At 37.7% G+C, this 21,770-nt stretch carries 21 protein-coding genes; 19 read left to right on the top strand and 2 right to left on the bottom strand.

Annotated elements, in window-relative coordinates:
* Window positions 1–5 precede the first annotated feature (5 nt).
* Window positions 6–1,301 (top strand): adenylosuccinate lyase, encoded by a 1,296-nt coding sequence (gene purB / locus N0K73_RS01830; protein ID WP_112249827.1) that lies wholly within the window; start codon window positions 6–8, stop codon window positions 1,299–1,301.
* Between the two features lie 316 nt (window positions 1,302–1,617).
* Here the strand turns inward: purB and N0K73_RS01835 are convergent, their stop codons facing one another.
* Window positions 1,618–2,196, bottom strand: a complete 579-nt coding sequence (locus N0K73_RS01835; RefSeq protein ID WP_057973506.1) for an NAD(P)H-dependent oxidoreductase — start codon at window positions 2,194–2,196, stop codon at window positions 1,618–1,620.
* Window positions 2,197–2,301: 105 nt separating this feature from the next.
* On the opposite strand from N0K73_RS01835, the gene N0K73_RS01840 reads away from it, so the two are divergent.
* The 10 genes from N0K73_RS01840 to purD all read left to right on the top strand — a co-directional run bounded on the left by N0K73_RS01840 (window position 2,302) and on the right by purD (window position 12,901).
* Window positions 2,302–2,769, top strand: a complete 468-nt coding sequence (locus N0K73_RS01840; protein WP_112249833.1) for a MarR family winged helix-turn-helix transcriptional regulator — start codon at window positions 2,302–2,304, stop codon at window positions 2,767–2,769.
* Between the two features lie 367 nt (window positions 2,770–3,136).
* On the top strand, window positions 3,137–3,856 hold the full coding sequence (gene purC, locus N0K73_RS01845) for a phosphoribosylaminoimidazolesuccinocarboxamide synthase (protein WP_112249836.1): 720 nt from the start codon (window positions 3,137–3,139) through the stop codon (window positions 3,854–3,856).
* Window positions 3,849–4,106 carry a phosphoribosylformylglycinamidine synthase subunit PurS gene (purS, locus tag N0K73_RS01850; RefSeq protein WP_057973509.1) on the top strand — a complete coding sequence of 86 codons (258 nt, stop codon included), beginning with the start codon at window positions 3,849–3,851 and terminating at the stop codon, window positions 4,104–4,106. The genes purC and purS overlap by 8 nt, the downstream gene beginning before the upstream one ends.
* Window positions 4,103–4,777 carry a phosphoribosylformylglycinamidine synthase subunit PurQ gene (gene purQ / locus N0K73_RS01855; protein ID WP_112249838.1) on the top strand — a complete coding sequence of 225 codons (675 nt, stop codon included), beginning with the start codon at window positions 4,103–4,105 and terminating at the stop codon, window positions 4,775–4,777. Before purS ends, purQ begins: the two co-directional genes overlap by 4 nt.
* Before the next feature lies 1 nt (window position 4,778).
* Window positions 4,779–7,001 (top strand): phosphoribosylformylglycinamidine synthase subunit PurL, encoded by a 2,223-nt coding sequence (gene purL / locus N0K73_RS01860; RefSeq protein WP_181647329.1) that lies wholly within the window; start codon window positions 4,779–4,781, stop codon window positions 6,999–7,001.
* Window positions 6,986–8,416 (top strand): amidophosphoribosyltransferase, encoded by a 1,431-nt coding sequence (gene purF / locus N0K73_RS01865; RefSeq protein WP_112249840.1) that lies wholly within the window; start codon window positions 6,986–6,988, stop codon window positions 8,414–8,416. The genes purL and purF overlap by 16 nt, the downstream gene beginning before the upstream one ends.
* Window positions 8,417–8,426: 10 nt before the next feature.
* Window positions 8,427–9,461, top strand: a complete 1,035-nt coding sequence (purM, locus tag N0K73_RS01870) for a phosphoribosylformylglycinamidine cyclo-ligase (protein ID WP_112249842.1) — start codon at window positions 8,427–8,429, stop codon at window positions 9,459–9,461.
* A 4-nt stretch (window positions 9,462–9,465) separates the two neighbouring features.
* Window positions 9,466–10,029, top strand: coding sequence for a phosphoribosylglycinamide formyltransferase (purN, locus tag N0K73_RS01875; RefSeq protein ID WP_112250056.1), 564 nt, complete (start codon window positions 9,466–9,468; stop codon window positions 10,027–10,029).
* A 21-nt stretch (window positions 10,030–10,050) separates the two neighbouring features.
* Window positions 10,051–11,589, top strand: coding sequence for a bifunctional phosphoribosylaminoimidazolecarboxamide formyltransferase/IMP cyclohydrolase (gene purH / locus N0K73_RS01880; protein WP_112249844.1), 1,539 nt, complete (start codon window positions 10,051–10,053; stop codon window positions 11,587–11,589).
* Between the two features lie 49 nt (window positions 11,590–11,638).
* Window positions 11,639–12,901 (top strand): phosphoribosylamine--glycine ligase, encoded by a 1,263-nt coding sequence (gene purD / locus N0K73_RS01885; RefSeq protein ID WP_112249846.1) that lies wholly within the window; start codon window positions 11,639–11,641, stop codon window positions 12,899–12,901.
* 65 nt (window positions 12,902–12,966) lie between these two features.
* Here purD and N0K73_RS01890 read toward each other — a convergent pair whose 3' ends face one another.
* Window positions 12,967–13,170: a cold shock domain-containing protein gene (locus N0K73_RS01890; protein ID WP_057973516.1), complete on the bottom strand. Its 204-nt coding sequence runs from the start codon at window positions 13,168–13,170 to the stop codon at window positions 12,967–12,969.
* A 134-nt stretch (window positions 13,171–13,304) separates the two neighbouring features.
* Between N0K73_RS01890 and N0K73_RS01895 the strand changes: the two genes are divergently transcribed.
* From N0K73_RS01895 to N0K73_RS01930, 8 genes are all read left to right on the top strand, one after another.
* Window positions 13,305–14,963 carry a formate--tetrahydrofolate ligase gene (locus N0K73_RS01895; RefSeq protein WP_112249848.1) on the top strand — a complete coding sequence of 553 codons (1,659 nt, stop codon included), beginning with the start codon at window positions 13,305–13,307 and terminating at the stop codon, window positions 14,961–14,963.
* A gap of 22 nt (window positions 14,964–14,985) precedes the next feature.
* Window positions 14,986–15,429 (top strand): signal peptidase II, encoded by a 444-nt coding sequence (gene lspA / locus N0K73_RS01900; protein WP_057973518.1) that lies wholly within the window; start codon window positions 14,986–14,988, stop codon window positions 15,427–15,429.
* Window positions 15,426–16,328 carry an RluA family pseudouridine synthase gene (locus N0K73_RS01905; protein ID WP_057973519.1) on the top strand — a complete coding sequence of 301 codons (903 nt, stop codon included), beginning with the start codon at window positions 15,426–15,428 and terminating at the stop codon, window positions 16,326–16,328. Before lspA ends, N0K73_RS01905 begins: the two co-directional genes overlap by 4 nt.
* A 154-nt stretch (window positions 16,329–16,482) precedes the next feature.
* Window positions 16,483–17,028 (top strand): bifunctional pyr operon transcriptional regulator/uracil phosphoribosyltransferase PyrR, encoded by a 546-nt coding sequence (pyrR, locus tag N0K73_RS01910; protein ID WP_057973520.1) that lies wholly within the window; start codon window positions 16,483–16,485, stop codon window positions 17,026–17,028.
* Window positions 17,029–17,160: 132 nt separating this feature from the next.
* On the top strand, window positions 17,161–18,435 hold the full coding sequence (locus N0K73_RS01915) for a solute carrier family 23 protein (protein WP_112249850.1): 1,275 nt from the start codon (window positions 17,161–17,163) through the stop codon (window positions 18,433–18,435).
* 14 nt (window positions 18,436–18,449) lie between these two features.
* Window positions 18,450–19,394 (top strand): aspartate carbamoyltransferase catalytic subunit, encoded by a 945-nt coding sequence (locus N0K73_RS01920; protein ID WP_112249852.1) that lies wholly within the window; start codon window positions 18,450–18,452, stop codon window positions 19,392–19,394.
* Between the two features lie 3 nt (window positions 19,395–19,397).
* The gene (gene pyrC, locus N0K73_RS01925) at window positions 19,398–20,687 is read left to right on the top strand and encodes a dihydroorotase (protein ID WP_112249854.1); all 1,290 of its coding nucleotides are present in this window, start codon (window positions 19,398–19,400) and stop codon (window positions 20,685–20,687) included.
* A gap of 5 nt (window positions 20,688–20,692) precedes the next feature.
* Window positions 20,693–21,769 (top strand): carbamoyl phosphate synthase small subunit, encoded by a 1,077-nt coding sequence (locus N0K73_RS01930; protein WP_112249856.1) that lies wholly within the window; start codon window positions 20,693–20,695, stop codon window positions 21,767–21,769.
* The last annotated feature ends 1 nt before the right edge of the window (window position 21,770 follow it).

Consider the following 21,770-nt stretch of genomic DNA (forward strand, 5'->3'; position numbering starts at 1 on the left):
TAATAATGATTGATCGTTATACAAATGCTGAGATGGGTGCTGTTTGGTCAGATGAAAATAAATACAATGCGTGGCTAGAGGTTGAAATTTTAGCCAGCGAGGCTTGGGTTGAGTTAGGGCATGTACCAGCCGCAGATGCAGGTAAAATCCGCAAAAATGCCAGTTTTGATATTGATCGTATTTTAGAAATAGAACAAGAAACAAAACATGATGTTGTTGCCTTTACAAGAGCCGTTTCGGAATCTCTTGGAGAAGAACGTAAATGGGTTCATTATGGGTTAACATCTACTGATGTGGTTGATACTGCCTATGGTTCTATTTTAAAACAGGCCAACAATATCTTACGTAAGGATATTGAAGAATTTATGACTGTTTTAGCCGATAAGGCGGTTGAGTATAAAGATACCGTTATGATGGGGAGAACGCATGGGGTACACGCTGAACCAACAACTTTTGGACTAAAAATTGCCTTGTGGTATTCAGAAATGAAACGCCATCAAACTCGCTTTGAAGCTGCGGCCTCAGAAGTTGAAGCGGGCAAAATAAGTGGCGCAGTTGGAACTTTTGCGAACATTCCAATGTTTGTTGAAACTTTTGTGTGTGAGCATCTTGGAATTAGGCCACAAGAAATTTCAACACAGGTCCTACCGCGAGACTTGCACGCTAACTATGTATCAGAAATGGCCTTACTTGCGACGTCAATTGAAAAAATGGCGACAGAGATTCGTGGACTACAAAAAAGTGAAACACGTGAAGTTGAAGAATACTTTGCTAAAGGACAAAAAGGGTCATCTGCCATGCCACATAAACGTAATCCAATTGGCTCCGAAAATATTACAGGATTAGCACGTGTTATTCGAGGTCATATGGTGACGGCTTTTGAGGACGTTACACTATGGCATGAACGTGATATTTCGCATAGTTCTGCGGAACGTATTATTTTACCCGATACAACTATTTTATTAGATTACATGTTACGTCGATTTACAAAAATCATTAAAGAGTTAACTGTATTTCCAGATAACATGAAAAAAAATATGGGTCGGACTTTTGGTCTTATCTATAGTCAACGAGTTTTGCTTAAATTAATTGATAGCGGGATGTCCAGAGAAGCCGCATACGATTTGATTCAACCTAAGACCGCAATTTCGTGGGATCAACAGATTCAATTTCGACCATTGTTGGAAGCAGATGAACAAATCATGTCGGCACTAACTCAGGAAGATTTGGATGATGCGTTTGATTATCATTATCACATTCGAAATGTTGACGCAATTTTTAAACGAATTGGTCTTATTTAGTATCATTTAATGGGATTTTAAGTTTTGTAGTTATCAATGTGAATTGTTATTAATAATGAATGGAACGGTTTAATAATAAGGTTATCGGAAGGTGTCCCTAATTGGGAAATACTTCCGATAATTTTTTTTATTACAGTTAATGTATTTTTTAATCGTTGAGAATGCTGTTGACGGAATATTCAGCTTAAACTTACTTTATATATCTCTAGCCAAATAAAAAACACTTCACGTTAGGATTGATTATTACAATCTCAACTAATGAAATGTTTTTTATGGTCTACTACATCCCAGAACTAGCACCGCTGTTAATCCTTAATTAGAATTTAATTTTACGAAGTGCAGCTTCGCGTTTAGCGAGCTTAGCATCACCATCAAAGGTCAGCCATTTAAATTTTTTTAAACCAATTTTATGAAAAGTTCCTACCCAGAATGAGTAGAAGACAGGTTTATGATAATGTAATTTATAATAAAGAGGCGGGGTTCCCATAGTTGTCATCATGATAACCGTGGGATTTTTAGGAAAAGGTGATTTTCCATGCTTAGGTAAAATTGAACGTGATAAAACTTTGTCTAAAAACCCTTTTGTCATAGCAGGCATAAGTTCCCACCAAATTGGAAAAATAAAAATAATTTTATCCGCGTCTAATAGGCGGTTCTGGTAATCTAATGTTTGTGGATCTAAAGAATGTCCCGTTCGCCAACTGGCTAAATCTTCAGCTGACATAACGGGGTTAAAATGATCTGCATGTAAATCGATAATATCAACGTCTTCACCTTTTGCCTTAAGCATGCTAACTGTCTGCTTAAGGACAGCGGCGGCATAGGCACGATTATGAGGTTCATTTTCACTGGCAATTGCAGTGTAAGGGTGGTCAAAAATAATAACATTTTTCATTTTATTTCCTTCTTTCTGTTTATATTCTTTGGAATGTAAACTATAATAATACGTGACGGTGTAAATGTCAAATATATATTCCTAGGAATTTAAAAGAGGCTTACTATGAATAAAGAATTATTGCAGGCATTACGTGAATTTAGAGAACGTGACGATGAATTAGATATTGAACATCAATGGATTGTTGATCATTTAGAAAGCGTAAATTTAAAAAAAAGAACTGAGACAATTAATTCTAGCGATTTGGATGTTTTATCACTCATTTCAGAACGTCCCATTGCTTTAAAAGAAATTGTTTCAAACGTATCAATGACGCAAGGAGCAGTTTCTAAAATTATCTCTAAGTTAGAAAAAAGGGGATTAATTGAAAGGATTAAACGACCGACTAATCAGAAGGCTATTTATCTGTTATTAACGACGGATGGAATCAAATTAAAAAAAGTCCATCAACAAATGCATTTAGATTTAGATAGAAAATATGCGCAATTAGAAGACGAATTTACGCCAGAACAATTAGAGGTTATCCTGGAGTTCATACAGAAAGTTAATCATTTGCGTTATAATATAAAATAAATTTTACCGCAATTCAATTGTTAAATAGATTGGTTGCTTGCTTTGTTCTAATGGGACAGTCTATTTATAAATCATTTGTGAAAAGATAACTCCGTTCTAGTATTTTACTAGAGTGGAGTTATCTTTTTTTGTAGTTATTAGTTTTTCGTAATTATGTAAATGATTCTTTGGACAAAATATGTCATTTAAACTCAAAAACATTTCTTTATTTAGTAAAACACGAACCATTTATTTATTATTTTTAAAATATATCGTATTTAACCATTGATATTTCTTTAATATATTGTTAAACTTACTTTGTCATTAACGAACTATTATTATTATTTTCATTAAATTGTTAAGAAATTATCTAAAGGAGGCCAATTACTTGGATCAATTAATTTACGAGGGAAAAGCTAAAGATGTCTACCAAACAAGTGATAATGAAGTGCTAAGAATGGTTTATAAAAACCAAGCGACTGCTCTTAATGGTAAACGAATGGAAGAAGTACCGGGTAAAGGGTTATTGAATCGTCAAATTTCTAATATCATTTTTGCTTATTTGACAAATAACGGAATTAAAACGCATTTCATTAAGAATATGTCAGAAACCGAACAATTGGTTAAAAAAACTGATATCATTCCAATTGAATTTGTTTTACGAAATGTAATTTCTGGTAGTTTTGCTCGTAAGTTTAATCAAATTGAAGGAACCAAACTATTATCACCAGTTCTTGAATACTATTATAAAAGTGATGCACTTGATGATCCGGTAATAAATGAATCCCAAATTTTTGCTTTAAAATTTGTAACGGAACTTGAAATAATTGAGATAAAAAAACAGATACTAGTTATAAATCAACTATTGGTTCAACTATTTAAAAAAATAAACATTGATTTGATTGATTTTAAACTTGAATTTGGTCGTTACCATGGTGCCATCATCTTAGCGGATGAGTTCTCACCAGATAATGCACGGTTATGGGATACAACGACACACGATTCATTAGATAAAGATATTTTTAGAAAAGAACAAGGAAGTATTATTCCAGCGTATGAGGAAGTGTTAAACCGATTGAAAACGGAAAAGGGGCTAACTAATGTATAGCGTAAAAGTATATGTTACCTATAAAGAATCAGTTTTAGATCCACAAGGGCAGGCCGTTAATGAAGCAATCAGTCGATTGGGCTTTTCAGGCGTGAGTGATGTCCGGGTTGGGAAATACTTCGTAATGAACATTAAAGCAACTGAACTAGAAATCAATCAAAAGGTTGATAATATTTGTGACAAATTGTTGGCTAATCCCAATATGGAACGTTATCGTTATGAACTTGAAGAACTGGGGGAGCAAGTATGAAATTTGCGGTTATTGTATTTCCAGGTTCGAATTGTGATGATGATTTGTTTTATGCCATTCGGGATGGCTTGCATGAGCAGGTAGCGTTCGTATCGTATACGGAAACCTCGCTTGATGGATTTGACGGCGTTTTACTTCCCGGCGGATTTTCGTATGGGGACTATCTAAGAAGTGGTGCAATCGCAAGTTTATCGCCAATTATGAATGAAGTGCGACGGTTTGCTGATGAGGGTAAACTCGTGTTTGGAACATGTAATGGTTTTCAAATGTTAACTGAAATGAACTTACTTCCGGGAGCCTTAATTCGAAATAAAAAAATTAAATTTATTTGTAAACCTGTTTCATTAAAAATCGTCAATAATCAAACAAGTTTTACAACTGGTTACAAAGATCAAACATTAATTGAATTACCAATTGCGCATGGTGAAGGTAGTTATTATTGTGATGATGAAACATTAGTTAAGTTAAAGAAAAACAAACAAATTGTTTTTAGATATGAAGACAACCCAAACGGAAGTATCGATGATATTGCTGGAATTGTTAACGAACGGGGGAATGTTCTCGGTATGATGCCTCATCCAGAACGGGCAATTGAAACATTACTAGGTTCAACCGATGGACTAGATTTATTTAAATCGATGCTAACGACACACACAGAGGGAGTGAGGTGATTTGGTTATGATACAAGAACCGACAGCACGGGAAATCGAAGAGACCAAACTGTATCAAGAATGGGGTTTAACGGACTCGGAATATAGATTAATTAAAAATGATATTTTAAAGCGTCAACCGAATTATACTGAGGCCGGTCTGTTTTCAGTCATGTGGAGCGAACATTGTTCATATAAAAATTCTCGGCCCGTTCTAAGTCGTTTTCCAAACTCTGGTCCACAAGTTTTGCAGGGACCAGGAGAGGGCGCAGGTGTTATTGACATTGGTGATGGTAAGGCAGTTGTTTTCAAAGCCGAAAGTCATAACCATCCCTCAGCCGTCGAACCATACGAAGGGGCTGCAACAGGTGTCGGAGGCATTATCAGAGATATTTTTTCAATGGGTGCTACCCCAATTGCGCTGCTGGATAGTTTGCGTTTTGGTGAATTAGATAACGAGCGCACAAAGTATCTTATGTCAGAAATTGTTTCCGGTATTGGTGGCTATGGTAACTGTATTGGGATTCCAACCATTGGCGGTGAAACGAGTTTTGATCCTTGTTATGAAGGAAATCCACTTGTGAATGCCATGTGTGTGGGACTCATTGAGCATAAAAACATTCAAAAGGGTCAAGCCAAGGGGAATGGTAATCTAGTCATTTATGTTGGCGCAAAAACAGGTCGTGATGGTATTCACGGGGCAACGTTTGCTTCCGACGAATTTGCTGATGATAAAGAAACGCAACGTTCAGCTGTTCAGGTGGGAGATCCATTTATGGAGAAATTACTGATGGATGCCTGTCTGGAACTTATTTTGGACCATCCCGACTGGTTGGTAGGAATTCAAGATATGGGTGCTGCTGGATTAGTTTCGTCGACGGCCGAAATGGCTTCTAAAGCCGGTTCCGGTATGGTTCTTGACCTGGATAAGGTACCACAACGAGAAACGAATATGTCTGCTTATGAAATGATGTTATCTGAATCTCAAGAGCGTATGGTTCTCTGTATTAAACCCGAATTCGAAACGAAAGTAACGGATTTATTTAAAAAATATGATTTAGAGGCCGTTAATATAGGCTATGTAACGGAAAGTACGGATTACATATTAATGCATGAAGGAAAAATTGTGGCCAATTTACCAGTTGATTCTTTGACAAGTGACGTACCCATTTATCACAAAGAACAAAAAGAACCGGCTAGAATTAATCAATTTAAAAATCAGGATGATTTTATTCCTGAAATTAAAAATGTGAGGGAAACTTGGCTAGCTTTATTGAGGCAACCAACAATTGCGTCTAAAGCATCGTTGTATGAAACATATGATTCGCAAGTTAAGGTTAATACAGTTGTAAAACCAGGTAGTGATGCCGGTGTTATCCGTATTAGAGAAACGAATAAGGCGCTCGCAATGACGACGGATTGTAATGCACGCTACATTTACTTAAATCCGAAAATTGGTGGACAAATTGCCGTTTCTGAAGCCGCACGTAATATTGTTGCGTCTGGCGGGAGACCGCTGGCAATTACTGACTGTCTAAACTATGGTCGCCCAGAGAACCCGGAAATATTTTGGGAATTTGATCAAAGTGCCATTGGTATTTCGGAAGCTTGCGAGTTGTTTAATACACCGGTCATTTCTGGAAACGTATCATTATATAACGAATTCAATGAACAGGCTATTTATCCGACACCCATGATTGGGATGGTTGGTTTAATTAATGACGTTAAACACATAACAACACAGGATTTTAAACATCTTAATGATCTGCTATATCTAATTGGTACAACATACGATGATTTCAATGGTTCAGAAATTCAGAAAATGGTGTCTGGCAAGATTTCTGGTGATCTCACACATTTTGATTTAAAGCAGGAAAAACGTAACCAAGAATTGGTGTTGGAAGCTATAGAGTCTAATCTGGTCGAAAGTGCTCATGATTTGGCTGAAGGGGGCCTGGCCGTTGCCTTAAGCGAATCGGCGTTTAAAAACGACTTGGGCATGACGGTCGAGCTAGACATAACTGACGCACAACTTTTTTCGGAAACGCAATCACGTTTTATCTTATCGGTTAATCCGGCGAATGCGGAAGCATTTGAAAAATTGATGGAACTAAATGCCCAAAAAATTGGTCGCGTAACGGCGACACAGATGATTGACGTAACGACAAAAGATAACCATATAGTAATTGCTGTTGCTGAAGCAAAACATGCCTGGGAGGATGCCATTCCATGTCTAATGAAGTAAGAAGTTTAAACGAAGAATGTGGTGTTTTTGGCGTTTGGGGTCATGAAGATGCTAATCAAATAACCTATTTTGGTCTCCATAGTTTACAACATCGTGGACAAGAAGGTGCCGGCATCATCTCGAATGATGAAGGCAAGTTAATTGGGTACAGAGGATTGGGATTATTATCAGATGTTTTTAGAAAACCTGAAAAGATTAAAAAATTAACGGGGAACGTGGCCATTGGTCACGTCCGGTACGCAACTGCTGGAAGTAATGGAATTGATAATATCCAACCTTTCTTGTTTGATTTTTATGACGCACAATTTGCGTTAGCACATAATGGTAATTTAACTAATGCAACTACCCTCAGAAATGAATTAGAACAAGATGGTGCTATCTTTAAATCAAGTTCAGATTCGGAAGTTTTGATGCATTTAATTCGGCGTTCGGATGCGGATACCCTACATGAACAAGTTAAGGAAGCATTAAATCAAGTTCGCGGTGGTTTTGCATACTTATTAATGACATCTGACTGTATGATTGCGGCACTGGATCCAAATGGGTTTAGACCTTTATCAATTGGACAAATGGTTAATGGTGCTTATGTTGTTGCGAGTGAGACATGCGCGTTAGATTCTGTTGGGGCAACGTTTGTACGTGACGTTAATCCTGGAGAAATTGTTACGATCAGCAATCAGGGATTATCAATTGACGTGTACACAACGGACACAAAAATGGCAATTTGTTCAATGGAATATATTTATTTTGCCAGACCAGATTCAGATATTTGTGGGATTAATGTCCATTCGGCACGTAAAAGAATGGGTCGTCAATTAGCAAGAGAGACAAATATTGCTGCGGATATGGTTATTGGTGTGCCAAATTCATCACTATCTGCGGCGAGTGGGTACGCGGAAGAAAGTGGCATCCCTTACGAAATGGGATTAGTTAAAAATCAATATGTTGCTCGAACCTTTATTCAACCGACACAAGCGCTGAGAGAACAAGGTGTGAGAATGAAATTATCAGCCGTTAAAAGTGTTGTTAGAGGTAAAAAAATTATATTAGTGGATGATTCAATCGTTCGGGGAACAACGAGTAAGCATATTGTTCGCTTATTGAAGGCGGCTGGGGCGGCTGAAGTTCATCTAAGAATTGCTTCACCACCTCTTAAATATCCATGCTTTTATGGAATTGATATACAAAAACAATCTGAATTGATTGCTGCTCACAAATCGGTAGAAGAAATGCGGGCCATTATTGGTGTGGATTCATTATCATTTTTAAGTGAGAGCGGGTTAATTGACTCGATTGGGCTGAATTTAGATACTCCTTATTCAGGATTATGCATGGCATATTTTAATGGAGACTACCCAACGCCATTATACGATTACGAAACCGAATATTTGGCGAATTTAACGGCAGAAAAGTGAGGATTTTAAGATGGTAAATGCTTATCAAAAATCGGGTGTTGATGTAACCGCAGGATATGACGTTGTTAAGCGAATCAATAAGCAAATGTCATTAGTTAATGGAGCGAGTGACATTTCTGGATTTGGTGGACTGTTTGATTTGAGTACGAAACAGATTCAAGAACCACTGATGGTCTCAGGGACGGATGGTGTTGGCACAAAATTAATGGTAGCTTTTGAAGCAAACAAGCATGACACAATTGGTATTGACTGCGTGGCAATGTGTGTGAATGATATTGTTGCACAGGGCGCAACGCCTTTATATTTCTTAGATTACTTAGCAACGGGTAAAACTAATCCCGAGAAAATCGAAAAAATTGTGTCCGGCGTGATCAAGGGATGTCAAACAGCTCACATGGCCCTTATTGGTGGTGAAACGGCCGAAATGCCAGGGATGTATCAAGAAACACATTACGATATGGCGGGATTTGCAGTTGGGGTTGTCGAAAAACAACACTTAGTTGATGGACATTTAATTCAAGCCAATGACGTCTTAATCGGCATCTCATCCACGGGTATTCATTCGAACGGGTTTTCATTGGTTAGAAAAATATTCTTTGAAGATAATCGGTTTAAGTTAACTGAACCCCTACCAGAAAATCTAAATGAAACACTTGCTGAGATATTACTGACACCCACTAAAATATATGTTGATGACTTATGCCCTTTATTCCAAGCTAACCTGATTAAAGGTGCTGCTCATATCACGGGGGGCGGCTTCATTGAGAATATTCCAAGGATGTTACCCAAGGGGCTTCAGGCAAAGATTCAATTAAATACGTGGCCAGTATTACCCATTTTTGAGGCCATTGAAAAATATGGCGAGGTTCCACATTTGGACATGTATGAAATTTTTAATATGGGAATTGGAATGGTTTTAGCGGTCGATGAATCTAATGTAGAAGCTGTCTTGACGAGTCTAAATAAGCAAACGGTTCAAGCTTTTGAAATAGGTCGTGTAGCCATTGAAACTAATGATGAAGTCATCAGTTTAGAGGGTGCCTAAAATGTTGAAAGTTGCTATTTTTGCGTCAGGAACCGGGTCTAATTTTGAAAACATTGCTGATGATCAAACGCTGAAAGATAGGGGATTAAAAATTGAAATCCTGGTCTGTGATCGACCAAAAGCCGCCGTAATTGAAAAGGCTAAGCGTAGAGGAATCCCGACGTTCATCGTGCAGCCTAAAGATTTTGAAAATCGGAACTATTATGAGCAAGCAATTATTAAGGAGTTAGCTAATTATCAAATTGACTTCATCCTGTTGGCAGGATATATGCGGGTAATAACAACTACGTTACTTGATGAGTATCCAATGAAAATAATTAATATTCATCCCGCTTTATTGCCCCTTTTTCCAGGAATTCATGGGATTGAAGATGCTTATAATGCTGGGGTAACCGAAACAGGTGTAACCATTCACTATATTGATGAAGGCGTAGATACGGGGCCAATTATTGCGCAACAAAAGGTCCCAGTTCTAGCACATGAAACGTTAAAACAATTAGAAGTTAAAATTCATCATATAGAACATCAGTTATATCCGAGTGTTATTTTGAATTTATTAAATAAATGATGAAAAGGGAGATTGATTAAGATGAGAAGAGCGTTAATAAGTGTTTCCGATAAAACAGGTATTATTGATTTTGCCGAAGGATTAATTGAGCGCGGCTTCGAACTTATTTCCACGGGTGGGACATTTAAAGCTTTGAAAAATGCGGGGCTTTCGGTTATTGAGGTTGAGGAAGTAACTCATTTTCCAGAAATGCTCGACGGGCGAGTTAAAACGTTACATCCTATGATTCATGGCGGTTTATTAGCGAAACGTGATAATCCCACGCATATGGCTAAATTAAAAAAAGAGTCGATTACGCCAATTGATTTAGTTTGTGTCAACTTATATCCTTTTAAAGAAACAATTGAAAAGCCTAACACAATTGAGTCTGAAGCAATTGAGCAGATTGATATTGGTGGCCCAGCAATGTTAAGGTCCGCTTCTAAAAATTTTCAATCAGTGTACGTTGTTGTTGATAAGGCTGATTATGCGGCTGTTCTAATTGAACTTGATGACGAAAAACAAAATCATCATTTTCGTCGTCAGTTGGCTGCCAAGGCATTTCGACATACGGCGGCATACGACGCGCTTATCGCAGATTATTTAACAAAAGAATTGGAAGTTGCTTTTCCTGAAAAATTATCGTTAACATATGATTTCAAGCAAGGGATGCGCTATGGTGAAAATGCTCATCAGAGTGCTGCTTTTTATCAGGCTGGGATACCTAATGCCTTTTCTATTGCCTCAGCTAAACAATTGCATGGTAAAGAATTATCATACAACAACATCAAGGACGCAGATGCTGCATTAAAGGTTGTTTCCGAGTTTAAACGTCCTGCTGTAGTGGCGATGAAACACATGAATCCTTGCGGCGTTGGTGTTGGCGAGAACATCTATGAAGCATGGCAAAAAGCATTTGATGCTGATAAAACATCTATTTTTGGTGGCATTATTGCCTTAAATCGTGAAGTCAATTTGGCGACCGCGACTGATTTACATCAGTTATTCTTAGAAATCATCATTGCACCTAGCTTTACTGATGACGCTTATGATATTTTAGCAAAGAAGAAAAATCTGCGCGTGATGACACTCGATTTCAGTCAAAAGGACCAAGCTGATAAATATGAATATGTATCAGTTCTGGGGGGACTACTGGTTCAAGAACGTGATCAAGTTATCGATCAAATGTCAGAATTAAAAACGGTCACCGAAAAATTACCAACAATTGACGAGAAGGAAGCTCTGTTGTTTGCGCAAAGAATTGTTAAGCATGTTAAAAGTAATGCAATTGTGATAGCCACAAAAGACCAGACGTTGGGAATTGGGGCCGGCCAAATGAATCGTATTGGTTCCGTTAAAATTGCGATTGAACAAGCTCTTGAACATGGGATGGTAGAACCATTTGTTTTGGCTTCAGACGCTTATTTTCCGATGGATGATAGTGTTGAGTACGCCGCTGATCATGGTGTAACTGCAATTATTCAGCCGGGTGGATCGATTAAGGATCAGGATTCTATTGACATGGCTAACCGTAAGGCAATCGCAATGGTCTTTAGTGGTCGTCGTCACTTTAAACATTAATCAATTCAAGCAGGTTAAATGATTAATTCTGAAAGGATTATGTAATATTATGAAAATATTGGTGATTGGTTCTGGTGGTCGTGAGCATGCTATTGCGCGAAAATTCGTTGAAAGTAATGCTGTATCTGAGGTTTATTGTCTTCCGGGAAATCCCGGGATGAGTAATAACGGGATTAAGCCAATTAAAATTGATATAACTAATTTTAAGGATATAGCTAATTTTGCCCGTGAAAATGAAATCGATTGGACTTTCGTAGGTCCAGAAATCCCATTAATTGCCGGTATAACTGATTTTTTCCAGCAGGAGGGTTTAGCTATTTATGGGCCTTCGCAAGCTGCTGCTCAGTTAGAAGGATCTAAAGAATTTGCAAAACAAATTATGAAGTCAGCTAACGTTCCGACGGCAGACTATCGACGGTTCACAGACTACCAAATGGCAATGGATTACGTTGGTATGGAACCATTCCCGTTAGTTATTAAAGCAAACGGATTGGCTGGGGGAAAAGGGGTCGTTATCGCTCAAAATCACTCGGAGGCGAAGCATGCTTTAAATTCATTTTTACTGCAGCATCAATATGGTACGACAGAAGTTTTAATTGAAGAGTATCTTGAGGGAGAAGAATTCTCCTTAATGGCATTTATTGATCGCAACAAGGTTTATCCGATGCCCATCTCCCAAGATCATAAACGCGCATTTGAAGGAGATAATGGGCCAAATACTGGTGGAATGGGCGCCTATTGCCCCGTACCACAAATCCCTGATGATATTGTTACGATGGCTATCCAAAAGATTGTGCAACCAACGGTAGATGAAATGGTGAACAGGCGTATCCCATTTATGGGTATTTTATATGTCGGATTAATTTTAACGAAAGCTGGACCTAAAGTAATTGAATATAATGTTCGATTTGGAGATCCTGAGACTGAAGTGGTGATTCCAAGATTAAAATCAGATTTGGCGGTAGTAATTTCGCAATTATTGCAACATAAAGAACCAATTTTGGAATGGGAAACAGATGGGATTACATTGGGAGTGGTACTTGCCGCAGAAGGTTATCCGGAGCAGCCCTCGAAGAATAACGTATTACCAAACCTTAAAGATTTTAAACCAATTGCCGATAAGATTGATTTTGCGGGTGTCGATACAGTCAAGAATGAATTAGTCGCCACTGGTGGACGAATTTATATTCTACATGAAACGGGTTCAGATATGGTCGATGCACAAAAAAAGGTTTATCATTTAATGAATGATTTTGAGGTTCCGAAAACATTTTATCGGTTAGATATCGGTTATCGGGCTACAGTAAAATAAAAAATCATCCATCCTTACTTATGAATACAAGTAAGGATGGATGATTTATCGTTTATGCGAGATTATTATTTTATAATTGTAACGTTGGCAGCTTGTAAACCACGGCTACCTTCTTTAACTTCAAATGTTACGTGTTGACCAGTTCCAAGGACCTTAAATGCGTCGGACTGTATAGCAGTGTAATGAACGAATATTTCCTGTTCATCACCATAAGCAATGAAGCCGTAACCCTTTTGCGCGCTAAACCATTCAACAATACCAGATTCCATATCAAACGCCTCCCAAAATTGGTCATACAATGAGTACCCTTTCAGTATATGTAACTTTAGTCCGTAGTGCAACTAATGACAATCGCCGTTTTCTCAGTTATACTTAATAAATTGAATATGGAAGGATGATAAACTTGAACGATATAGAAATTGCACAAAAAAATGTGATGAAACCTATAGAAGATATAGCTAATGAAATTGGTTTAAAAAGAACTGATATTGAACCATATGGTAACTTCAAGGCGAAAATAAATTTACCTTTAGATTTACCCGAAAAAAAGGATTCTAAGTTGATTCTAGTCACTGCAATTAGTCCCACTCCAGCCGGAGAAGGTAAATCAACGGTAACTGTTGGTTTAGGGGATGCTATGCATCGTTTAAATAAAAAAGTTATGATTGCGCTTAGAGAACCTTCATTAGGCCCGGTTATGGGGATGAAAGGTGGCGCGACTGGCGGTGGTTATTCACAAGTTGTTCCAATGGAAGATATCAATTTGCATTTTACTGGTGATATGCATGCTTTGACAACCGCAAATAATACATTGGCTGCCTTAATCGATAATCATATTCAACAAGGTAATGCTTTAAAAATTGATCAAAGACGAATTATTTGGAAACGAGTCCTTGATATTAATGATCGCGCACTTCGAAATGTCGTTGTGGGCCTAGGTGGTCCAATGCAGGGTGTACCTAGAGAAGATGGATTTGATATCACGGTCGCTAGTGAATTAATGGCCATTTTGTGTTTAGCAAAAGATATTAAAGATTTAAAATCTAGAATAAATGACATAGTTGTGGCATACAATTATGATAAAAAACCAATTACTGTATCTGATTTGGGCGTGACAGGCGCAATTAGTCTGTTACTAAAAGATGCGATTAAACCTAACTTAGTCCAGACATTAGAACATACGCCCGCAGTTATTCATGGCGGCCCCTTTGCTAATATTGCACATGGATGTAACAGCGTTCTCGCAACACAGACGGCACTTCAATTGGGTGACTACGCAATTACAGAAGCTGGATTTGGTGCCGATTTGGGTGCCGAAAAATTCCTCGATATTAAGACACCAGTTTTAGGTAAGACGCCAGATACAATTGTTATTGTGGCAACAATTCGTGCATTAAAAATGCATGGTGGTGTTTCAAAAACTGACTTAGAACTAGAAAATGTCGACGCATTAAAAGTAGGCTTTTCAAACTTGAAAAAGCACGTTGAAAATATGCAACGTTACAATATTCCGGTTGTTGTTGCTATTAACAAGTTTACTGCTGATACGAATCTTGAAGTGCAAACGCTGATTGATCTTTCTGACGAAATTGGCGTTTCAGCTGTACCTGCAGACGTATGGGGACAAGGTGGGGCCGGTGCAATTGATTTAGCAAATAAAGTCATTGAGACAACAAGTGAGGTTCATGAATTTAAGGCATTATATGAAGCCGACGATTCCGCAGAAACTAAAATTGAAAAAATTGTTAAAACAATCTATGGCGGTACAAATGTTGAGTATGCGCCCAAGGCAAAACAACAATTACGACAGTTTAAGGAACTTGGCTGGGACAAATTACCAATCTGTATGGCAAAAACGCAGTATTCGTTATCGGATAATGCTAAACTGTTAGGAGCACCCACCGATTTTACGATTCATATTCGTGAGTTTAATCCCAAACTAGGTTCTCAGTTCTTAGTTGCTTTAACGGGTAATGTATTAACAATGCCAGGATTACCTAAAGTACCTGCTGCGAACCATATGGATATTGATGATAATGGTGTAATTTCAGGACTATATTAATGAATAATTAAGAGGGTTTAATATGTTTATATATGCACTATTAGCGGGAATTATATTAGTTGCCGACCAAGTTGTGAAATATGTCGTCTCAGCAAATATTGCGTTAGATACGAGTCAAACTGTTATACCTAATCTATTTTCTATCGCGAATATCAGAAATGATGGGGCAGCTTGGAGTTTAATGGCTGGTAAGCAATGGTTCTTTTTCATTGTTTCCATTTTAGCTTTGGGATTGATGGTTTATTATTTCTATAAATATAGAGCAAATACAGGATATAAAATTAGTATTGCTTTAATGATTGCCGGAACACTTGGTAACTTCATCGATCGTTTGAGATTTGGTTATGTCGTAGACATGTTTCAAACTGATTTCGTTAACTTTCCAATTTTTAATGTGGCGGATATGTCGTTAACGGTCGGAGTTGTTATTTTATTAATAATTGTTTTAAAGGAAGACGATAAATGACAGAATTAGTGATTCAAAATGAAACGGGACGGCTTGATAAAGTTGTCTCACAGTTAATGCCCGAAATATCTAGATCAAAATTACAACATTGGATTAAAAGTGGCGATGTATTGGTTAACGGGAAAATGGAAAAAAGTAAATATGATGTTCAACCGGGTGACAAAATTAGTTTAATTGAACCTGATCCTGTCGCGCTAGATTTAGTACCCCAGGATATCCCATTAGACATTGTCTACGAAGATGACGACGTTATTGTTGTTAATAAACCGCAAGGCATGGTCGTGCATCCATCACCGGGGCATCCAGATGGGACATTAGTAAATGCTTTACTATTTCACAGCCCATTATCAACAATTAACGGCGCGTTCAGACCAGGAATTGTTCACCGAATCGATAAAGATACATCGGGACTTTTGATGGTAGCTAAAAATGATAAAGCGCATCAATCATTGGCTGCCCAATTAAAGGCAAAAACGAATGTCCGTGAATATATCGCATTAGTCCATCAGCCGATTAAAGAGGAGTCGGGTATTATTAAGGCACCTCTTGGTCGATCACCTAGAGATCGAATGAAGCAAGCCGTAGTTGAAGATGGGCGTCCAGCCGTTACGCATTTTAAGGTAGAGAAAAATTATGAAAATTACTCACTCATTAAATGCCAATTAGAGACAGGACGTACACATCAGATTCGTGTTCATATGCAATACATTGGGCATCCAGTTGTTGGTGATCCATTGTACGGGCCGCGTAAAACGATAAAAGGACGTGGCCAATTTTTACATGCTGCTAAACTTGGATTTAAACACCCCACAACTGGGGAAGAGCTTATTTTTGAAGTACCAATTCCTCCTATTTTTAAAAGTACCTTAGATTATCTTGACAAAACAAATTCTATCTAGTAATATAAAAACCAATAAAGATCCTTTAAAATAGTCCCGTGAGACTAAAAGGTAACGCACAAATAGATTTCTCTTTGAAGGAGTCTGCCTCTTAGTCTAAGTATTTTTAGATTGGGAGGCTTTTTTATTGGACAAAAAGAGGAGGAAATAACGAATGGCAAAAGAAGTGATAGATTCATTAGCAATGAAGCGTGCCTTAACACGAATGACATACGAAATTATTGAAAAGAATAAAGGAATCGATAATCTCGTCTTAATTGGAATTAAGACAAGAGGAATCTACTTAGCAAAACGTATCGCAGATCGTTTAAAACAACTTGAAGGTGCGGACGTTTTAGTTGGGTCATTAGATATTGAACTTTATCGCGATGATCGTCATGATGCGAGTCTAGGAAATGAACCCACAATTAATACTAAAGGTAGCCAAATCGATTTCGATATTACTGGAAAGCAAGTTATTTTAATTGATGATGTGTTATTTACCGGTCGTACAATCAGAGCAGCTCTTGATGCGCTAATGGATCAGGGACGCCCACAAACAATTAATTTAGCTGTCCTTGTAGATAGAGGTCACAGAGAATTACCCATAAGAGCAGATTTCGTTGGTAAAAATATTCCCACTTCACCAGATGAACAGATTTCAGTTTCAGTAGAAGAAGTTGACGGCAAAGACTCAATTGAAATTGAAAGAATTAAATAATAAATCGTTAAATTGTTCCAGAGAGAGCAAACGATTTAGAAACGCGACATGGAATTAGTTTAAGTCGGGTTTCAACTTCGAAGGCATCTCTCTATAGAGGTGCTTTTTTTATACAGAAAGGAAATGATTAAAATGGCAGAAAAATTTAGAAATGAAGATGCAATACTTGATATTCATGATAGACCGTCGTTCGGACAATGGATGGGGCTATCAATTCAACATTTATTTACGATGTTTGGTGCAACAGTTTTAGTCCCAATCTTAGTTGGGTTAAACCCAAGTATTGCCCTATTCAGTTCGGGGGTCGGAACGTTAGTTTATATTGGTATTACGAATGGTAAAATACCGGCTTATCTTGGATCTAGTTTTGCTTTTATCGCTGTGATGCAAATGTTAATGAAAACGTCTGGATATCCGGCAGTTGCTCAAGGAACTATCTCAGCCGGACTCGTTTATCTGATTGTTTCAATTATCATTGGGAAAGTTGGGTCGGGGTGGCTCGATCGAATTCTGCCGGCGGTTGTTGTTGGTCCTGTTGTAATGGTCATCGGGTTGTCTATGGCAACAACAGCAGCAAGTAATGCAATGTTGAACTCTGGTACCTACGATATCAAATATGTTTGGGTCGCAATCTTCACTCTGGGAATTACAATTTTCTTCAACATGTATCTTAAAGGATTTATAAGTTTAATTCCTATCCTATTAGGGATCGTCTGCGGGTACATTATGGCAGTCTTATGCGGTATCGTTGATTTTTCTACGGTAGAGAAGGCAAACTGGTTCACATTACCTGCATTCAACGTAGCATTCATAAATTATCAACCTAAAATTTATTGGAGCGCAATTATTGGTATGGCGCCAATCGCATTTGTCACGATGACGGAGCACATGGGCCATATCATGGTCTTAAATAAATTAACTAAGCGAAATTTCTTTAAAGATCCTGGATTAAACAGAACATTGTTTGGAGATGGTGTGTCATCAATTATCGCTGGATTCGTTGGGGGTCCACCAACAACGTCATATGGTGAAAATATTGGTGTTTTAGCCATGACTAAAGTCCATAGTATCTGGGTGATTGGTGGCGCCGCATTCTTCGCAATTATCTTTAGTTTCGTTGGAAAAATAAGCGCATTGATTCAAAGTATTCCAGGACCAGTTATTGGTGGAATTAGTTTCTTACTCTTCGGGGTTATTGCTTCAAGTGGCTTAAGAATCTTAATTGATAATCAAATTGATTATGATAAAAAACGTAATTTAATGATTACTGCTAGCATTTTAGTATTAGGTATTGGCGGTATGTACTTAAAAGTGGGAGATTTACAGTTAACAAGTATCGCACTTGCAACAGTCGTTGGTATCGCATTAAATCTTATTTTACCTAAAGAAGCTAAAAGCGAAAAATAATAGGAGATGATATTTTGTTAAATAAAAAGACAAATTTAGTTCAGTTACAACATTTGGTATCAATTGAAGACTTATCTACGGAAGAAGTTGAGGCATTAATTGAAAGAGCCGAAAAATTCAAACGAAATCCGTCATTATTTGACTTAAAATATCCCATCTATACAACAAATTTATTTTTTGAAAATAGTACGAGAACACATAGCAGCTTTGAGGTTGCGGAACAACGAATGAAATTAAATATTGTATCGTTTAATCCAAGTATTAGTGCAGTAAGTAAAGGTGAGACACTGTATGATACTGTTCTAACAATGGGTGCGATTGGCACACAAATTGCGGTTATTCGTCATCCTGAAAACGAATATTACCAACAATTAATTGGCGAGAACGATTTGGGTGTTGGTATTATCAATGGCGGAGATGGAAGTGGTCAACACCCGTCACAATGCCTGCTTGATATGATGACTATCAAAGAAGAGTTTGGGACGTTCAAAGATTTAAAAGTCGCAATTGTGGGTGACCTCACTAATTCAAGAGTGGCGAAAAGTAACATGCAGTTATTGAAAAAATTAGGTGCATCGTTATACTTCTCGGGTCCAAAGGAATGGTTCTCCGAAGAATTTGCTGAGTATGGTCAGTACTTGGAGATGGATGAATTAGTTGCCGAAGTAGATGTCATGATGATGTTGCGCGTTCAGCACGAGCGCCATGCCGATGACAGTAAATTTTCAAAACAGAACTATCACGAAAAATTTGGATTAAGTGTTGCACGTGGTAAGAAGTTAAAAGCCGGATCCATCATTATGCATCCTGGTCCGATTAATCGTGACGTTGAATTAGCAAGTGACTTAGTTGAATGTGAGCAATCACGATTTGTTAAACAAATGACGAATGGTGTTTTTGTTAGAATGGCTATTTTAGAAGCAGTTATTAACGGTCGTCATCTTATGGAGGCAGATTAGTTTATGAAAAAATTAATTAAAAATGGCACACTTTTCTTAAATCACACTTTTACGCAACAGGATTTACTGATTGAAGATGACAAAATAAAAGCAATCGGGATAGATTTAGCAGACGAATTTTCGGATATTGATTTAATCATTGATGCAGAAGGATTAATTGTGACCCCCGGATTAGTCGATGTCCACGTTCATTATCGCGAACCCGGATTTGAATATAAGGAAACAATTAAGACGGGGAGCTTGGCTGCTGCGCATGGTGGTTTTACTACGGTAGGTGCAATGCCAAACTTGGATCCCGTTCCAGATACTGTTGCACATTTTGAAGAAATAAAAAGACGAAATAAAAAAGACGGTCAGGTTCATATTCAACAATACGCCGCAATTACTAAAGATAGAACGTCAGAGGAACTGGTTGATTTTGAAGGTTTAAAAAAGGCCGGGGCCTTTGCTTTTACGAATGACGGATCAGGGATTCAAACGGCGGGAACAATGTATCTCGCAATGAAGGAGGCAGCACGAGTTAAACTGCCGCTTGTCTCACACGTTGAAGATAATTCGTTATTATTTGGTGGGGTCATGAACGAGGGTGTACGGGCTAAAAATCTGGGACTACCTGGCATAATGGGTATCGTAGAATCGTCACAATTAGCACGTGACCTGATGCTTGCACAAAAAACAGGTGTACATTATCATATGTGTCACGTTTCCACGAAGGAAAGCGTTGAATTAATTCGAATAGCTAAGGGCCATGGGATAAATGTTACATGTGAAGTTTCACCGCATCACTTATTATTAACAGATTCGGATATTCATATGGATAATGGAAATTATAAAATGAACCCACCTTTAAGGACAGAAGATGATAGATTGGCCTTAATCGAAGGATTGTTGGATGGCACAATTGATATGATTGCGACGGATCACGCACCACACAGTGAAGAGGAAAAGCAAGGCAGTATGATTGACGCGGCTTTTGGCATTACAGGAAGTGAAACGGCATTTTCATTGTTATATACAAAAATGGTTAAAACTGGCATTTTAACTTTAACGCAACTAATTATTTTAATGAGTGAAAATCCGGCTAAAACCTTTAATTTAGAAAGTGGACTGCTGGAGCCAGGAATGGTGGCTGATATTTCACTTTTTGATATTAGTCATGAACAAACAATACGAGAATCAGACTATATATCTAAGGGTAAAAATACGCCTTTCACTGGACAAAAAATATACGGTACAACAATTGTAACAATGGTTAGTGGTGAGATTAAATATGATAATCGAAAGGTTGAGTAAAAGTCATGAAGCGATTCTTAATTTTGGAAGACGGAAGTATCTTCAAGGGATTTAGTTTTGGTGCTGTAGCTTCTACCACTGGAGAAGTTGTTTTTACTACGGGAATGACGGGATATCAAGAAACAATTACGGATCAATCTTTCAGCAATCAGATTATAACGTTTACCAACCCAATAATCGGGAATTATGGTATTAATATGGATGATTATGAGTCGATAGAACCTTCCTGTAAAGGTGTGATTGTTAACAACGTTGCCAGAGTCTCCAGCAACTGGCGTCAACAATTAACTTTAGATGAATTTTTAAAACAAAAGGATATCCCGGGTATATATGGAATTGATACACGGGAATTAACAAAGAAGTTACGAAGCGTTGGGACAATGAAGGGCAGTATTATTGATGCAGATGCCAATATAGAACACGCATTTGATGCTATGAATGCGACCGTACTTAATCAAAATATTGTGCAACAGGTTTCAACGACGAGAGCATATCCTAATCCCGGAACAAAGTTAAATATTGTCTTGATTGATTTTGGCTTAAAACATAGTATTTTACGAGAGTTATCAAAGCGAGATTGTAACGTAATTGTTCTGCCTTACAATGCGACTGCGAAGCAAATATCTGATTTACAGCCGGATGGTGTTTTATTATCAAATGGGCCGGGAGATCCTAAAAATTTACCAGAGGTAGTTGAAATGATAAAAGAAATTCAGCCTAAGTTCCCAATCTTTGGTATTTGCCTGGGTCATCAACTCTTTGCGCTAGCGAACGGTGCAGATACATACAAAATGAAATTTGGTCATCGTGGATTTAATCACCCAGTTAGAGAAATTGCGACTGGGCGAATTGATTTCACTTCACAAAATCATGGCTTTGCGGTTGACAGTGATTCTATTGATTCCAATAAATTACTAGTCACGCACCGTGAAATTAATGATGAAACTGTTGAAGGAATTAAGCATAAAACTGATCCGGCATTTAGCGTCCAATTCCATCCGGATGCCGCACCTGGTCCCCATGATGCAGATTATTTATTTGATGAATTTATTGAACTAATAAACCGAGTTGGGAGAAAATAAT

Source organism: Dellaglioa algida (assembly GCF_030127605.1).
In the GTDB taxonomy this organism is placed as follows: domain Bacteria; phylum Bacillota; class Bacilli; order Lactobacillales; family Lactobacillaceae; genus Dellaglioa; species Dellaglioa algida.